General features: G+C 46.6%; 10 protein-coding genes. 7 read left to right on the forward strand and 3 right to left on the reverse strand.

Annotated features, from left to right (window positions below; all coding sequences use genetic code 11):
* Positions 1-95 precede the first annotated feature (95 nt).
* On the forward strand, positions 96-3137 hold the full coding sequence (locus tag LZZ85_RS05920; protein WP_237869588.1) for a ligand-binding sensor domain-containing protein: 3042 nt from the start codon (positions 96-98) through the stop codon (positions 3135-3137).
* Positions 3138-3278: 141 nt separating this feature from the next.
* On the opposite strand, the gene LZZ85_RS05925 is transcribed toward LZZ85_RS05920, so the two are convergent.
* The 3 genes from LZZ85_RS05925 to LZZ85_RS05935 all read right to left on the reverse strand — a co-directional run bounded on the left by LZZ85_RS05925 (position 3279) and on the right by LZZ85_RS05935 (position 6572).
* A complete protein-coding gene (locus LZZ85_RS05925; protein WP_237869590.1) occupies positions 3279-4061 on the reverse strand; it encodes a LytR/AlgR family response regulator transcription factor in 783 nt (260 codons plus the stop codon).
* Positions 4062-4255: 194 nt separating this feature from the next.
* A complete protein-coding gene (locus LZZ85_RS05930; RefSeq protein ID WP_237869592.1) occupies positions 4256-5290 on the reverse strand; it encodes a sensor histidine kinase in 1035 nt (344 codons plus the stop codon).
* 247 nt (positions 5291-5537) lie between these two features.
* Positions 5538-6572: a LacI family DNA-binding transcriptional regulator gene (locus tag LZZ85_RS05935; RefSeq protein WP_237869594.1), complete on the reverse strand. Its 1035-nt coding sequence runs from the start codon at positions 6570-6572 to the stop codon at positions 5538-5540.
* Between the two features lie 534 nt (positions 6573-7106).
* On the opposite strand from LZZ85_RS05935, the gene LZZ85_RS05940 reads away from it, so the two are divergent.
* From LZZ85_RS05940 to LZZ85_RS05965, 6 genes are all read left to right on the forward strand, one after another.
* The gene (locus LZZ85_RS05940; protein ID WP_237869596.1) at positions 7107-10322 is read left to right on the forward strand and encodes a SusC/RagA family TonB-linked outer membrane protein; all 3216 of its coding nucleotides are present in this window, start codon (positions 7107-7109) and stop codon (positions 10320-10322) included.
* A gap of 20 nt (positions 10323-10342) precedes the next feature.
* The gene (locus LZZ85_RS05945; RefSeq protein ID WP_237869606.1) at positions 10343-12178 is read left to right on the forward strand and encodes a RagB/SusD family nutrient uptake outer membrane protein; all 1836 of its coding nucleotides are present in this window, start codon (positions 10343-10345) and stop codon (positions 12176-12178) included.
* Positions 12179-12208: 30 nt separating this feature from the next.
* A complete protein-coding gene (locus tag LZZ85_RS05950) occupies positions 12209-13798 on the forward strand; it encodes a DUF5123 domain-containing protein (RefSeq protein WP_237869608.1) in 1590 nt (529 codons plus the stop codon).
* Positions 13799-14058: 260 nt separating this feature from the next.
* On the forward strand, positions 14059-15471 hold the full coding sequence (locus tag LZZ85_RS05955; RefSeq protein ID WP_237869610.1) for a pectate lyase: 1413 nt from the start codon (positions 14059-14061) through the stop codon (positions 15469-15471).
* A 35-nt stretch (positions 15472-15506) separates the two neighbouring features.
* Complete coding sequence (locus tag LZZ85_RS05960) at positions 15507-16253, forward strand: rhamnogalacturonan acetylesterase (protein ID WP_237869612.1); 747 nt, start codon at positions 15507-15509, stop codon at positions 16251-16253.
* A gap of 8 nt (positions 16254-16261) precedes the next feature.
* Positions 16262-17257, forward strand: coding sequence for a pectinesterase family protein (locus tag LZZ85_RS05965; RefSeq protein WP_237869614.1), 996 nt, complete (start codon positions 16262-16264; stop codon positions 17255-17257).
* The last annotated feature ends 147 nt before the right edge of the window (positions 17258-17404 follow it).

Consider the following 17404-nt stretch of genomic DNA (forward strand, 5'->3'; position numbering starts at 1 on the left):
ATTTTATACAGTCCATCTCGGATAGCGGCAGTTCATCAGCCCTTTCTTCCGGTTTGGTAAGCCAATAGCTATATTTGGCCTGCTTAACCACACGCATGCGCTCCATATTCTTCACCTTACTGATCTTTCTTGCCTTTGATGCAGGGGCGCAGCTGCGCAGAGATTTCCTGTTCTCCAACCTTCGTAATGGACTCGTTTCGGAAGAAACCGTTGCCGTGCAGCAGGATGACGCGGGTTATATCTGGATCGCCACGGCAGATGGCCTGCAACGGTACGAGGGGCGCAGGTATCTTACATTCCGCTACGCGGAAAATGACAGCACTTCCATTCCCAGCAATAATATTGAGCAGATGCGCCTCGACAGGAAAAACCGGTTGTGGCTTTTGTTCAATGAGAACAAGATCGGGTATATGGATCCCGTTGACCTTACTTATCACGAGGTGACTGTCAGAACACAGGGCGAGCTCAGGAATGCGGTTGTCAGCCAGCTGATGGTCCATGAAGATGGGCGCGTGCTTCTCCTCCTTTATAAAGTGGGCGTGTTCACCTACGATGAAGAGAAAAAGGAATTCAATCAGAAGAATACTCCGGTTCAAACGCCGAAAGGCTGGAACCCGATCTTTGTACAAACAGACAGTCTTCCAAACATTTACTGGATCGCCTGTGATTCGGGGCTGGTAAAATATGATGCGAGGAAAAAGGAAATGTTTTTCCGTGGGCATAATCCCGGCAATGATCCCATTCTATCCGCAGCAGGTGATCTTCGTTTTATCACCTTACTTACTTTCGATCATTCCGGACGCTTGTGGATGATGGCTCATTCATCTTCCGGAAGAAAAACATTACTCTACAGCGTTGATATCAGGAAAAGCCGGTTAAAAGAATGGGAGGCTGAGATCTCATCCATCATAAAAGATCCGAATTACCGGATGCTGAATGTGCAGGAACAATCTGACGGAACGGTTTGGGTGCTGGGGTTGAATATACTTGCAGGTCTCAGGAAAGGTGCTTCCAACTTCGAGCTGGTTGAATCGAATTTACCCGGTCCATTTGCTATCCGTTATGACGGGGTCAGAAGTATTTACGAAGACAGGGAGAATAATCTTTGGGTCTGTACGAATAAAGGGCTGTTCAGGGTAAATCCGACGCGCCAGTTCTTTCACGCGGTGCTGAACGGAAGACCCGGAGAACCTAAATATACTTACCCGCAAGCTGTAACAGGGATCTGCCAGGCAGCGAATGGCGAGATCATAACTTCTACTGCCGGAAACGGTTTGTTCCGTTTCAGCAGCGAACTCGAACCGCTGCCCGTAAATGTGATCACCGCATCCTCAAAAAAAGACGAAGCTGTTTCCTGTTTGTTCCAGCGGTCAAACGGCGACCTGTGGAAAGCTGGCGAAGATGGTTCGCTCACCATTATTCACCGGTCGACAGGTAAGACTGAAAAACTTGGATTTTTCTCAGGACTTACTGTTGTACGGCAGATCACGGAAGACCAGGAAGGCAATATGTGGGTAGGTACACAAAGCGGGCGGGTGGCCAAATTCGATTCAGCTGGCAGGAAAATGATCCATCTGCTCCGGTTTAAAAACCGCGTCATGCGTTTGATGCCTGATAATAAAGGGAATCTATGGGTTGGAGTATTGCAGAACGGACTTTTCAGGGTAAATATCAGGGATAATTCCATTGAAGATAATTACACGGCCGAAGGCGCTGTGGGCCAAAAGCTTTTCTCTAACGATGTGTATGATATGATCCGTTACAGCGACAGTCTTTATATCATTGCTGCGGGTGGATTGAACATGTTGAATGTGTATACAAAAAAGATATCCAGAATGCCCTCCACTTCTGAGCTGCCCTCAAGTGTTGTTTGCAATATCATCAAAGATAAGCTTGGGTATTTGTGGGTGACAACGCAGAACGGACTTTGCAGTGTGAACATGAGCACACATGTGGTAACGAATTATAACGAGCGTGATGGTGTGCATACTAATTCATTTTTCCCGGCGACATCCATCTTATTGAATGACGGAAGGATCGGCTTTGGTACGATGCGGGACTGGCTGATCTTCGATCCGGCAGCGATCGCCAAGAATAATCTTCACTTGCCACCGGTGATCAGCATGACACGCATAGGTGTGATGGGGAAATGGCTTCCGCTTGACTCATTGAACCGGCTTCCTGTTTTACAACTCAATCATGATCAGAATTCACTTACACTGGAGTTCTCTTCCCTGACCTTCCAAAGCAGCTATGGGATCTTTTATAAGATGGAAGGACTGGATGATGAATGGCAATTGTCACGCCAGTTCCACCAGGCCGTTTACACTTACCTGCCACCAGGTGATTATACATTCAGAGCATACTGTACGAATGCCGATGGTATTCCTTCTAAAAATCTGGTGGAGTTCAAAATTCATATCAAGCCGCCCTTTTGGAAAACCTGGTGGTTCCTCGGTATACTTGTACTGGCCGGTGTTTGCGTATTATACTGGCTGGATAAGGTTCGTATGCAAAAGATCCGCGCTACAGAGAGTATACGTACACGCATTGCCACCAGTTTGACAGAAGACATGAGTAACTCTCTAAGCAATATCAATATTTCAAGTGAACTGGCGAAAGCGAAAGTGGATACGGATACACAACGTACGAAGGAATACATCTCGCAGATCAGTGAAACCAGCAGCCGCATGGTTCAGGCGATGTATGACATGGTGTGGAGTATCAACCCGGAGTCTGATACGATGGCAGATACGATAGAGCGAATGAAGGTATTTGCGGGGGAGATCGAAAGCCTTTATGAGATCAATACCGGGTTTGATGTGGAGTCTGCTGTTAAGGGCCTTCGTTTGAATATGGAGCATCGTTATGAATTGCTCTCGGTATTCAAAGAAGCGGTGACCAATGCAGGGAAACATTCAGGCGGAAAATTGGTGGAGATCAGCATACGCCACCGGAAATCAAAACTGATCATGATGATCGTGGACGATGGAAAGGGTTTTGTAATGGACAACGTGGCAATGATGGGCCGTGGATTAAGTGATATGCGCCGCCGTGCTTCTGCGATCAATGCCTCCTTTTACATAGAATCGGAAATTAATACGGGAACGATCGTGAAGATGGAACTGGGAATTTGATGGAGGTTTAAGAGTACTGGCGTTACTCCTGCGCCGAACAGATGCCAGAAACTTCCACGTATCTTAAGCCATTATAAATACAAAGAGCTCCGCTGAAAATCAGCGGAGCTCTTTTGATTTGATGTATACAGAAGAGCCGGATTATTTTCCCATCCATTTTTTGAACTCTGTTACTTTCTCACGGCTTACGATGGCTTCCTTATCTACCGGAGGATTCAGGTGAAGGATCAATCTGTTTCCGAAGTAATCGTGTATCTGGTCAATGCTGTTTACCGATACATAGAAAGAACGGCTGATACGGAAGTATTTTTCAGGATCAAGCATGTCTTCGAGTTCATCCATGATATAGTCGACCACAAACTTTTTATTGTCGGCTGTTTTGAAGAAGTTCAGGCGGCCATCGCTATAGAAATAAGCGATATCATTTACCTCAACGCTTACGAGCTTTTGTGCATGTTTTACCAGGAAGCGTTTGCGGTATTCTTTGGGTTGTAATTTTTCCTGCAGTTGTTTTACCAGGCCCTCCACGTTCAGCGGGTCACGGTTTTCAACAGTTCCCCCATACAGGCTTTTCATTCCACGATATTTTTCGAGTGCGCCGCGAAGGTCTTCTTTCTGGATCGGTTTAAGCAGGTAATCCACGCTGCTGACCTTGAATGCTTTCAATGCATATTCGTCATAAGAAGTTGTGAAAATGACTGTGCTTTTGATGGCGGTGCGGTCGAATATTTCAAAACTCTGACCATCTGCCAGTTCAATGTCCATCAGGATCACATCAGGGCTGTCATTTGTTTCGAGCCAGTTCACAGAGGAGCGGATGCTGTCCATAACACCAACCACTTCAGCGGCTGGTTCTACAGTGGCGAGGGTTTTCTGGAGTTTTTTTGCTGCCAGTTCTTCATCTTCGATGATCAGTACTTTCATAATAGAGTGGTTTTGGTTTTTTGATACATCCAAGATAATACTGATAAACCGGGGAAGGAATGACGATACGTTAAGCTGGTGTTCTGCATGCATGAATTGTGAAATCCTTGTATGAACAGTAACAGGAATGCACGCAAATACATTCCTTATATAAGCGAAAAGGCCATTCGCGTTCCATTCGCGTTCCATTCGCGTTAAGATGGTATCAATGGAACCGCCACTGCAAACTCCTTTCCGTCATCCCGTACTGTAATCTCTTCCTGCTTCATCAGCCGGTATTTATTGACAATATTGATCAACCCCACCCGGTTTGAGGACACCATCCGTTCTTTTCTTTGAAGATTATTGCTCACCAGCAGCTTTCCACTGTTGGTGGTCATGATCAGGATCTTTAAAGGCTGATCTTTTAAGATCATGTTATGTTTTACTGCATTTTCTACCAGGATCTGCAGTGTGAGGGGAGGAAGCATATACACGAGATATCGTTCGTTGATGCGTACTTCCATTTCCAGCCCATCACCATACCGTGTTTTCAGGAGGTGGAAATAAGAGTAGATGAATTGCATTTCCGTATCGAGGGAGGTAAGGCCATCCTCATTTGTCCGCAAAAGATAGCGGTATACCTTGCTCAGTTCGTCCAGGAATTTTTCAGCTTTTTCGGGTTCATCACTGATCAGGGAAGAGAGGGAGTTCAGGCTGTTAAACAGAAAGTGGGGATTTACCTGCCCCTTCAATCCTTCCAGCTGACTTTGCAGGTTTTCTTTTTTCAGCTGATCGGCTTCGTCAACCAGTTTTCGCCACTTTTCATAAAATGAAGCCCCCTCATTGAAGCTGGTGAACAAAAGATTTCCCGTGATGCCTACCACGACCATCCACGGATAGTTGGTCATTTTTACGTTCAGGCCCATCACCCTGATATAGTCGTAGCCGAAAAAAAGAATAGTAATACCGATGATCGTAATGATGATATAGCATACGATGGCGATGCCGATGCGTTTGAAGGTCTGGCTGTAGAGCGGGAAATGATTGGCAAGAACAACGGTGATCATGCTGCATAGTGTGTACAACACCAGCACCATTGCCATGGTGATAAGGGTGGGCCACAGAAAACTTTGCCAGCTCTGAAAGTACGATGAGGCAAAGATCATACAGTTGAGGGCGAAAGCCATCGGGGGGATAAGAATGGCGCCGATCAATCGTTCTTTGCTGCTGTAGTTAAAAATCGTCATGTTTTAAACTCGGTGAGCACTAAGATATTGTTTCTGGCCCTTTATCGGGCATGGCAAAGGATAGATTGGGCTTAATAGAGATAAACTGTGCTTTTGGACAGGCGAAGCGTTGGAACTATGGCGGCGGCCAATTTTGAGAAAAGGGCCCCGAGGACGTTAAGTCTCCCTGACTAAGGATTGATTTCATTGCGACCTTTGCGGGCCTTCGCGCTCATTGCGTTACTCCTCGCCAGTCGAACGGAAAACCCTATCGGCCTGGCTGTGATGAATCCCGTATGATCAGCTGCGGAGCCAGCGTTGTTGTATTAAAATCTGTGATCGGCTTTTTACTTTCGATCATCTGCAGCAAAGAATTCGTTGCCATTTCACCCATATCAAAGGCAGGCTGTTTGATAATAGATAAAGCAGGATCGATCAGCTCGGTAAGATCCGAATTAGAAAACCCGATCAGGGCAATATCGTGCGGCACTTTGATCTTATGGGCTTTCAGGACGCGAAGGCAGCCTGTGGTGAGTTTATCGGAAAGCGCGAGAATGGCATCAGGGCGTTCCGGAGCATTCAGCATTTCGCTCACCGCGATATCGGTTTCTTCCAGTATAAGCCCGCCATGCTGGCAATACCTGATATATTCGTCTTTTTCGATCAATCCATGATCCGCCAGTGCGGCACGATATCCCGCGAGACGATCCCGCGTAATGGACAGGAGTACATTACTCGCCAGGGCCGCGATCCTGTTGTATCCATTCCGGATCAGGTGAACGGTGGCGTCATAAGCACCGCGGTAGCTGTCGACTGTAATCTTATATGTATTGATATCCGGAGCGATCCGGTCGAAGAAAACGATGGGCATCCCGCGTTCGTACAGTTCACGGAAATTGCTAAAGTCGCTGGTTTCCGCGGATACTGAAACGATCAGTCCGTCTATCGAGCGGGAAGTGAGATAGTTAAGGTTTACCTGCTCTCTTTCCGCTGATTCACGCGTTTGTGAAATGATGACATTATAGCCATTGCGGTAGGCGACGGATTCGATGCCGTCGATGGCCTGGGAGAAAAAGCTATTGGCGATCTCTGATACGATCACGCCTATTGAATGGGTCCTTCTTTCCTTGAGGCTCAGCGCAATGGGGTTGGGTTGATAGTTGATCTTTTCCGCGTAATCCAGCACCAGCTTTTTGGTTTCCGGGCTGATCTCATAGCTATCACGAAGAGCCCTGGAGACGGTCGAGGTAGACAGCCCCAGTGCCCTGGCAATATCTTTAATGGTGACGGCTTCAAATCTCATGAAGAGGGGTGTTTCGGCGAACGATTAAAGGTAGTGGATTAGGGTGAGATCCGCCGGAGGCGAAATCACTATCTCAAATAAAATCAACGGATTCGCAACGATATTTTCCATGTCTGTAGTAAAATATTCCAGCTGTAATTCCTGACAGAAATTCTTTTATTTATTTATAAATCAATTAGTTGAAAGGTACTTCAGCAACAATGAACCTGAGAATGGAAAAAAATACATGCAATCGGATTACATACATTATAAATATTTCTCAAATTATTCATAATGATATCGTTACCGGGAACGATTGCGTAAATAAACACTTTCAAATCCTTCTGCAATCTTTAAAATCGGCTTAGACTTGCCCGGTAACTCAAACTGAATTGCTTGTCATGCCTGAAAAAAACTGCTTTTTTACCCTGCCTTCCTGGCGGGTAGATCCACCGGTTTTCCTCCTGTTCCCCGGCATTTCCTCTGCCATCACGGAAGGCCTGATGCTTTTCTTTTCATCAACACAAAACCTATTTAAATTAAAACGATTGCAGTATGAAAAGACTACTGGTTATGTTAATCCTTTTACTGGGATGGGCTGTCGGCTTTGCGCAAACCCGGACCGTAAAGGGAAGGGTAACTGATGACACTGGCCAGCCTGTTTCCGGTGTGAACGTGACGGTGAAATCCACGAAGGTTGCCACACAAACAGGGAATGCCGGCGAATACACCATCCAGGTGCCGCAAGGCGCTAAAGAAGACCTCACTTTTTCAGCGATTGGCTATGGCACCATTACGCTGGTTGCCGCGACTGATGTGCTTGACGCAAAGATCGAAAAGGTGGTAAGCTCTATGGAGGATGTGGTGGTAGTCGGTTATCAGACCATGAAACGTAAAGAACTGACGGGTGCAGTATCTTCTGTGAGTGCGAAAGACATCAGGGATATTCCGCTGAACTCGGCTGCTGAAGCACTGACCGGCCGTCTTGCCGGTGTATTGGTGCAAAGTACAGAAGGAAGCCCGGGCGCGGAAGTTACGATCAAGATCCGCGGTGGTGGTTCTATATCCGGCGATAACTCTCCGATCTATATCGTCGATGGGATCCAGGTAGAGAACGCTCTTTCCTTCCTTGCTCCTTCAGAGATCGAATCTGTTGACGTCTTAAAAGACGCCGCTTCCACCGCGATCTATGGTGCAAGAGGTGCAAATGGTGTGGTGATCATTACTACGAAAGGGGGCCGTGAAATGAAAACACGCGTTTCCTATGATATGTTCTATGGTATCCGCAACATCGCGAACAAACTGGATGTAATGAAGCCTTATGACTTCGTTCAATACCAGTACCAGATCTATAATTTTAACACTGACCAGGAAACAAAGAACAGCTTCCGCGATCGCTATGGCCGTTGGGAAGACCTGGATATTTATAAGAACATGCCATTTGTTGACTGGCAGGATGAAGTGTTTGGCCGTAATGCGGGAACCTTTACCCAGTCGATCAACGTAACAGGTGGTACAAAAGCAACTACGTTCAACCTCAGCGTAAGCAATACGAATGAGAATGGTGTAATGCTGGAATCCGGTTTCCGCCGTACGATGGTGTCTTTCAAGTTTGATCATAAACTTTCTGAAAAAGTACGTTTTGGTTTCAACGCCCGTTATGGTGATCAGCGTACGCAGGGTGCGGGTACTTCCAACACAGGTACGCAGGGCAATAACCGTTTGAGGAACTCTGTTCGTTATAAACCATTTATTGGTGGTTCTGATATCGTTGATGAATTTGATCCGGAATACGCGTTGCTCACCAACCTTACCAGTCCTGTATTGCTGGCATATGCGGAAGAAAGATTCAACTACAGAAAAGATCTTCTGTTAAATGGTTATGCAAGCTATACTCCGATCAAAGGATTGACCATAAAATCTGTTGCGGGGTTGACGCCTTCCAATAACAAACTTACCCAGTTCAGCAGTTCAATCACCGGTGTTGCCCGTCAGAATGCAGGCATGCCAGTGGTGACACTGGGAAGAGGTGAAGCCATGGCGATCACGAATTCAAACACGATCGCTTACAGCAGAACGATTGCGAAAGATCATAAGCTGGATCTGCTGGCTGGCCAGGAGATCTACCAGACAAGAGCGTCAGCAATGAGTGCTACGGTGAAATGGTTGCCTGTTGATATCACTGCAAAAGAAGCTTACGCCGGTATCCAGAAAGCAACACCACCGGCAGGTGCGATCCAGGATCCTCCAACATCCTCTGAAACAGTTCAGCGCCTGTTGTCCTTTTTTGGTCGTGCGAACTATTCATACCAGGGCAAATATCTTGCTACCTTCACTTTCCGCCGGGATGGTTCTACCCTTTTCTCTCCGGAGAACAGATACGGTAACTTCCCTTCAATGGCGCTTGCCTGGAGAGCTTCACAGGAGAAATTCCTTGAGCCATTCCTTGATAAAGCAGGTATCACGGATATGAAGGTCCGTTTCAGTATAGGTACTGTTGGTAACAACCGTATTGGTACCGATCTGTATAAAACAATGTTCAATACCAGCCAGTCGAGCTATGCATTCATCGAAGCTGTAACGCCTGGTTTTGCGCCACTGTCTTATGCCAATCCGAACATTAAATGGGAAACAACGATCTCCCGTAACCTCGGTTTTGATCTTACCTTCCTGAACAATCGTCTTACAGCTTCAGTTGATCTTTATTCGAACAATACAAAAGATCTGCTGCTTGAAGCGGTGGTTCCTTCAACAACCGGTTATACGATCCAGCAACAGAACATTGGTAAAACACAGAATAGAGGTATTGAAGTTCAGCTTGCAGGTACGATCATCAATAATAAAAATTTCACCTGGAGTGCAAACCTGAACCTTGCCGCGAACCGCAACAAGATCATTGATCTTGGTTTCGATCCTTCCGGTCAGCCGAAGAAAGCATACACAGTTTCTTCAGGCTGGATCACGAGTTCAACCTGGGATTTCCTTGTTGAAACAGGAAAACCGCTGGGTCAGTACTATGGCTATGTAACGGATGGTTATTATAAGCTGGAAGACTTCGACTACAATGCCACTACACAGGCATATACGCTGAAAGCCGGGATCGCCAATAATCGTACAGCCTTGGGCAACCGTGAGCCGCAGCCGGGTGATCTGAAATTCAAAAAACTCTCTTCAAAGGCGAGCATGCTGATCGATGAAGAGGATAAAACAGTGATCGGTAATGCACAGCCAAAACTGATCGGCGGATTTAACCAGCAGTTCACCTACAAAAGTTTTGACCTGAGCGTGTTCATGAACTGGGCTATTGGTGGTGAGGTTTACAATGCAAACCGTATTGAATACACTACCCAGTATCTCTACCGTGATAATAATATGCTGGCGATCATGAACGATCGCTGGAAATGGTATAATGAAAGCGGTCAGCTGGTAAGAGATCCGGCACAGCTTGCGGAAATGAATAAGGACACGAAATACTGGACTCCTTCTGCAGGTCAGTATGCTCCTCATTCATTTGCGATCGAAGACGGATCATTCCTGCGTCTGAGCAACATAACATTGGGGTACTCGCTGCCTGACCGCATTTTGCGCAGCACTAAATTCATCACCCGTGTTCGTGTGTATGCAACAGTGAACAACCTGCATACATTCACGAAATACACAGGATTTGATCCTGAGGCGAACACACGTCGTAATCCGTTAACGCCTTCTGTTGATTACTCGGCTTATCCACGCAGCCGTTTCTATGTGGGTGGCATCAATGTTACTTTTTAAAAACTGCTAATTCAAGCTATATGAAGAAGTCATCACAAATAATCATAGCTGCTGTTGTAGTGAGCGGCAGTTTTGCATCCTGTAAAAAATACCTGGAGGTGGAAACGCCATCCACTATTTCTCAGGAAGCCGTATTCAATAGTGTATCTTATACAAACTCAGCCGTAACCGGCGTATATGCAATGCTGGTAGGTGATAACGGATATGGGAACCGGATCTCCTGCCTTTATCCTCAGACAGCAGACGATTTCAAAACTTCGGGAAGTTACAGTCCGCTGGACAGACGTGGCATCAGCATGTATGGTGCAAGTTCAGGTAATACAGAGCTGCTGAACCCGTTCCGCCAGTTCTATCGCGGGATTGAGCGTGCGAATATCTGTATCAAATATATTCCCGCCTCTGCTCTTTACAGCAGTGGTTCAGCGGATCAGCAGAAAACACTTCGCCGTTTGTATGGTGAAGCGCTGACGCTTCGCGCACAGTTTTACTATGAACTGATCCGCAACTGGGGCGATCTTCCTTTTCACCAGGTGCCGGCGGCAGATCTGCAGGATCCTTACCTGCCGAAAACGGATCGTGATACCATCTATAATCATATCATCGAAGATCTTCGTATCGCAGGCGAACTTGTTCCATGGCGTACAGAATTCAGTGAGGGGGCGCGGATCACTAAAGGCGCGGTGAAAGCACTTCGTGCAAGGATCGCATTGGCCCGCGGCGGTTATTCTCTCCGTACTGCGGAAAGCAAATACGGACAGATCATGGCAAGACCGGATGATTACAAAACATTCTACCAGATCGCTTATGATGAAACAAAGGAATTACTGGCTCATCGCGAACAGCATACGCTGAATCCCACTTATGAAGATATTTTCCTTACCATCAATTCCGGCAACCGCAAGGATGCGGCAAACGAGCTGATGTTCGAGATCGGCGCCTTCGGCAGCAATGCCAGCACCGATACTAAACTGGGATACTACAATGGTCTTCGTCATAATGGAACTTCACGCTATGGAGCAGGCGGCGGTGGCATCAATGCGATCGCAACCTATTTCTATGAATTTGATTCGATCGGTGACTGCCGTCGTGATGTAACGATCAACAGCTATGAGATCGATGCAAACAGCAAAAAACTGCTAAATGCCGCAAACAACATGACTGACGGCAAATACCGGCGTTCATGGACAACGAACTGGGGAACCACTGCTCAAACGTATGGTGTGAACTGGCCGGTGATCCGTTTTGCGGATGTATTGCTGATGTTTGCAGAAGCCGATAACGAATTGAAGAATGCGCCTTCCGCAGAAGCGATCAGCGCATTCGAAGAAGTAAGAAGACGTGCATTTAAAGGATACGAGACCCGCATGGGTACAACGCCAACAGATAAAGATGGCTTCTTCAAAGCGATCACGCAGGAGCGTTTGCTGGAGTTTGGTGGCGAAGGTATCCGTAAGTACGACTTGATCCGCTGGAATCTCATCAACGCAAAATTTGAAGAAACACGCGTTAAACTCCGCCAGTTCATGAACGGCGAAGGCCGTTATGCAAACCTTCCCTTGTACGTGTACACAAAGGCAGCGGATTATAATATCATTGCCAGCGTACAGGAAGTGGCAACACTGGATGTCTATGGTGGCGCCCCTTCAAAAGTGTTCTTCGAACCAGGCCTGGGCAGCACATCTGCTCCATCGGGATATACGGTCAAGAACTGGAGACGTTCTGTGACGGAAGATGGCATTACCGGTCTTCAAAGCGGGTTTGCTTCATACTTCAAGCCCAGTTCCCGCGAGCTGTTCCCTTTGCATTCTGATATCATCAACGAGAACTTCAGGCTTAAACAAGATTACGGCTACTAAACCACTCGATCGCATCCAAAAAAGAATTTCATGAAAAAGACACTTCTTCATAAATCAATCACCGGGATCTTGCTGACGGGTATACTGTTTGCAAGCTGTAAAAAGGATGAAAACCTTGCTCCCATGAGGCAGTTCATGCCTTCGGGCGAGATAGGTTCTTCTTCCGGTGAATCTACTGTAAAGCTGACCTGGAAGGCTGCGATCAATGCAGCCCCAAAAACGAAATACAAAGTGATCGTTTCCCGCGATACCTTATTTACAAACGGTCCAGAGTTTACGTATACCACCGACACAAGCGGTATCACACTGACGGATGTTGACCTGCTTGTCCGCACAACATACTATGCCCGCGTGCAAACTTTGTCCGCCGACAGTACGCTGAATTCAAACTGGCTGCGCAGCGGTAAATTCGGTATCCTTGGCGAGCAGATCTTCCAGCCGCTGACAAGCAACGATATCACGGATATTGCTGTTCAGCTGAAATGGAAACAGCAGGCTGATCTGACCCGCATCGTCATCGTTCCGGTTGGCGGCGGCACAGCGATCAGTGTGAATCTTGCTGCGGGAGACATTGCCGCAGCGCAAAAGATCGTCAGCGGATTAACAGGCAATAAAGAGTACATCGCCGAGATCTTCAAGGGAACATTGTCAAAAGGTTTGGTGAACTTCACCACCAAGCCAGCCCTGACAGGTTCCAATATCATCGATCTTCGCGGGATCACCGATCGTCCTTCAGTATTGACAGATACGTTGCCGCTGATCGCTGATGGAAGTACGGTAATATTAAAAAGGGGATATACATACCCTGTTTCCGCTGCATTCAGTTTGAGCAAGGCTGTAACAATAGTAAGCGGATATGATTTCTCCAATGAACTGGCGGTCATCGATATGATCAGCAATTTCAACGTTGCGGCGGGCAGTACGATCAGTCAGCTTAGTTTCAAGGATGTATTCATCAAAGGCAACAGCTATAGCGGCGGATATATTTTTAATGTGAGCAATGCCTGCTCTATCGGCAGAATGAGTTTTGAAGGTGTCCGGACTGGGATCTTCCGCGGAATGGTCAGGCTTCAAAGCGCAGCGATCAATATCACCGACTTTTTGATCGACAATTCTATCATTGATAGTGTAGGAAATTATGGTATTGTCAGTGTTGACAATGTGCTTTGTAAGATAGAGAACATTGCTATTAAGAATAGCACCATTTTCAGGACTGAAAAAATGGTCACGAGCCGTCAGAATTCGACCTCCTGTCTGATCGAAAATTGTACGATCAACCAGGGCCCGCTCGGAGGTAACTATCTCGTCGATTACAGCACCAGCGGAACCAACAATGTAACCAATGGTGTCATTGTAAGGAATACCATCATGGGCATTGGAAAAAGCAATGCAGGGAATACCAGCCCAAGAGGTGTTCGTGCAAGTGCTACCACGACCATTTCTTCCAGCAATGTCTACGCCACATCGGACTATGTGAATGCATCAAACCCTCTTCCTACGGTTATTGCTTATGCAGGTCTTTCTACCGCACTTTGGTTGGATCCGTTAAATGGGGATTTCAAGATAAAGGATAATACGTTTGCGGGAGCGACGAGCGCGGGAGATCCGAGATGGAGGTAAGGTTCGTTGACCGTTGACCGTTGACCGTTGAAAGAATCGCAGTAAAGTAGTTCATTTTTGAGTAGATTTTTTAATAGTCGCTGACTTTATAAGCCCTGTTCGCTGAATCCCGGGCAACGGACAACGGGCAACGGTCAACGATTTCCCCTGGGATTGCTTGTATACTTCGTAGTTGGCTGCTCCATCTGGTCAGCCAACTACTTTCATTATGGGAACGTCTATTTTGTTGAATAAGCAGTAATTCTTTAAAAAAAGAACCTATGATTGTTTTTCGAGCAGGAAAATTAATTGCCTCGGTTGTTATTTTGATGATGGGTCTGAAAGCAGGCGCGCAAGTAGTATCGTTTCCCGGTGCAGAAGGGTTTGGAAAGTACACAACTGGTGGAAGAGGTGGCCGGGTTTATGTGGTGAGCAATCTAGAAGATGATGGAGAAGGTAGTTTACGGCAAGCTGTTGAAGCGAAGCATCCGAGGATCGTGGTGTTTGCGGTCTCCGGAACAATACATTTGAAATCCCGGCTGCTGATCGCAAAGAATGTTACCATTGCCGGGCAAACCGCTCCGGAAGATGGGATCTGTATTGCCGACCACCCCGTGAGCCTCAACGGAGATAATATTATCGTCCGGTATCTGCGTTTCAGGATGGGAGACCGTTACCAGAATAAGGGAATGATAGATGGAGCCGGAGCTGATGATGCCTTCGGAGGTAACCGAAAAAAAAATATTGTGATAGATCATTGCAGTATCAGTTGGAGCACCGATGAAGTGTTTTCTGTTTATGGCGGCGACAGTACCACCCTTCAATGGAATATCATCAGTGAGCCCCTGAATTATTCCTATCACTTCGAAACCGGGGATAAAGATTTTGAACATCATGGCTATGGTGGGATCTGGGGTGGACGGCATTTGTCTGCCCATCATAACCTGCTGGCACATTGCGTAAGCAGGAACCCTCGCTTTAATGGTGTACGAACAAAAGAAGATGCAGAACGGGTGGACTACCGCAATAATGTGATCTATAACTGGGGACATAATAACGTGTATGGAGGAGAAGGCGGCCAGTATAATCTCGTGAATAACTATTACAAGTATGGCCCCGCTACCAGCAAATCTGTTCAAAGCAGGATCGTAAATCCATCAAGACAGGAAAAGCCTTTTATTGATTTCGGACAGTTTTATGTGAACGGGAACTATGTCGATGGGGCCAAAGATGTTTCTGCAAATAATCTGCTTGGTGTGCATATGGGCAAAGGGTTTGAACAAGAAAAAGGGAAGGCTGTGGTGTCTACATCATTTGAAAGCATAGAAATTCCCGGGCAGTCAGCTAAGGAAGCGTATGAGTGTATCCTGCAATGCGCCGGGGCCAGTTTTCCGGTGAGAGATACATTGGATGCGCGGATCATCAATGATGTAAAGAACAGAACAGGAAGAATGATCGACGTGCAGGGAGGCTATCCGCATGGAACACCATACGAGCAAACCATATCCGCGTGGCCGGCACTGAAAGAAGCGAAAGGCCCTCTTGATTCAGACAATGATGGCATGCCCGATGAGTGGGAAAAAAAGAATGGCCTCAATCCAAAGGATCCAACTGATGCTACCGGGTTTACCCTGAACAAACAGTATACAAATATTGAGGTGTATATTAACAGTCTTGTTGCATCTGTTAAATAAGCCGATCGCAACCCGTACAAAAATCAACCTTCATCATGAAACGAATATTGTTCTGCCTTCCGGTTCTTCTTTTCTTGTCATTCAATAAACCAGTAAAGAAAATAAAGATCTGGCTGATCGGAGATTCGACCATGGCACCGAAGCAAACAAGAGCTTACCCGGAACATGGCTGGGGAATGCCATTTGTGTATTTCTGGGATTCAACGGTAACAGTTGATAACCGGGCTTTGAATGGGAGAAGTACCCGGACGTTCATTGAAGAAAAAAGATGGGAACCGGTGATGAAGGACCTTGCCGAAGGAGACTACGTTTTCATCCAGTTTGGCCATAATGATGAAGTGCCGACCAAAAAAAGTTACGTTCCGGAGAACGATTACCGGAATTATCTCGTCAATTATATTGCTGATACCCGCAGTAAAAAAGCAATTCCTATACTGATCACCCCGGTTGCACGGCGCAGTTTTGATAGTACAGGACATGTTAAAGGAACGCATGAGGTCTATTCCAGGATCGTGAGAGAAGTGGCGAAAGAGGCAAAGGTGACGCTGATCGATCTGGATGTGAAAAGCCAGGCATTGTTGCAACAAATGGGAGTAGAGGGATCGGTTTATTTATATAACCATCTTACACCGGGCGAACATCCGAACTATCCCGATGGCGTGAAAGATAATACACACTTCAGCGAGTTCGGTGCCAGAAGAATGGCTGAATTGGTCTTGGAAGATATCCGCAAGGCTGAACCGCAGCTCGCGGAAAGGATCATTAAACCTGTAAAGAAATAAATTCCTTTATGCATTCGCTCAACAAAAACGTTTTCTTTAGCATTGCCTTCCTGCTGGCTGCTCTGATTTCTTTTTCGCAGCAAACATATCCCACTAAGCTGACCGTTGCTAAAGACGGGTCCGGCGACTACAAAACGATCCAGGAAGCGATCAATGCGGTGCGGGCATATTCGCCGGAGCCGATCTCCATTTTTATTAAGAATGGCGTATATGAAGAGAAGCTGGTGATCCCTTCATGGGTAGGAAATATTACTCTCAAAGGAGAAAGCCGCGATCAGACCATTATCTCCAATGCTGATTACTCCGGTAAGTTTGTAGCAAAAGGTGCGGATACCGTCACCAACAAAACCAAATTCGGCACATTTAACTCGTATACCGTCTGGGTGCAGGGGAATGATGTGGTGATCGAGAATCTGACGATCAGGAATACAGCTGGCAGGGTAGGACAGGGTGTTGCATTGCACGTGGATGGTGACCGGTTTACGATCCGTGATTGCAATCTCTCCGGCAACCAGGATACTTTGCTGACCGCAGGTGACAGTAGCCGCCAGTACTATGAAAATTGCCTGATCGAAGGAACAACAGATTTTATCTTCGGCCCGGCGACAGCTGTGTTCAAAAGCTGTACGATCAGAAGTCTCACGAATTCCTATATCACTGCGGCATCAACACCGAAATGGAAATCATTTGGCTATGTGTTTATCGATTGTAAGATCACGGCTAATGACGAAGCTCAGAAAGTTTTTCTCGGAAGACCATGGCGCGCAAATGCAAGGACTGTCTTCATCAATTGTGAATTGGGCAAGCATATCCGCCCGGAAGGCTGGGATAACTGGCGCAATCCGGAAAATGAAAAAACTGCTTTTTATGCGGAATACAATTCTAAAGGTGAAGGAGCGGCGCCCGATAAACGTGTTGCCTGGAGCAAACAGTTGACAAAGAAAGAGGCAAAACATTATACGCTGGAAAATATCTTTGCGGGGACTACACCGTGGAAACCGTAAAATGCACTGCGTAGTAAGTATCGCAAAGGATGCAAAGTAAACGCAAAGCACGCAGAGAGTAACTTAGCGAACTCTGCGAATCCTTAACGGTCTTTGCATGCAAAGTAAACGCAAAGCACGCAGAGAGCAACCTGGCGAACTCTGCGC

It is taken from the genome of Terrimonas ginsenosidimutans (assembly GCF_022012415.1).
Taxonomy (GTDB): domain Bacteria; phylum Bacteroidota; class Bacteroidia; order Chitinophagales; family Chitinophagaceae; genus Terrimonas_A; species Terrimonas_A ginsenosidimutans.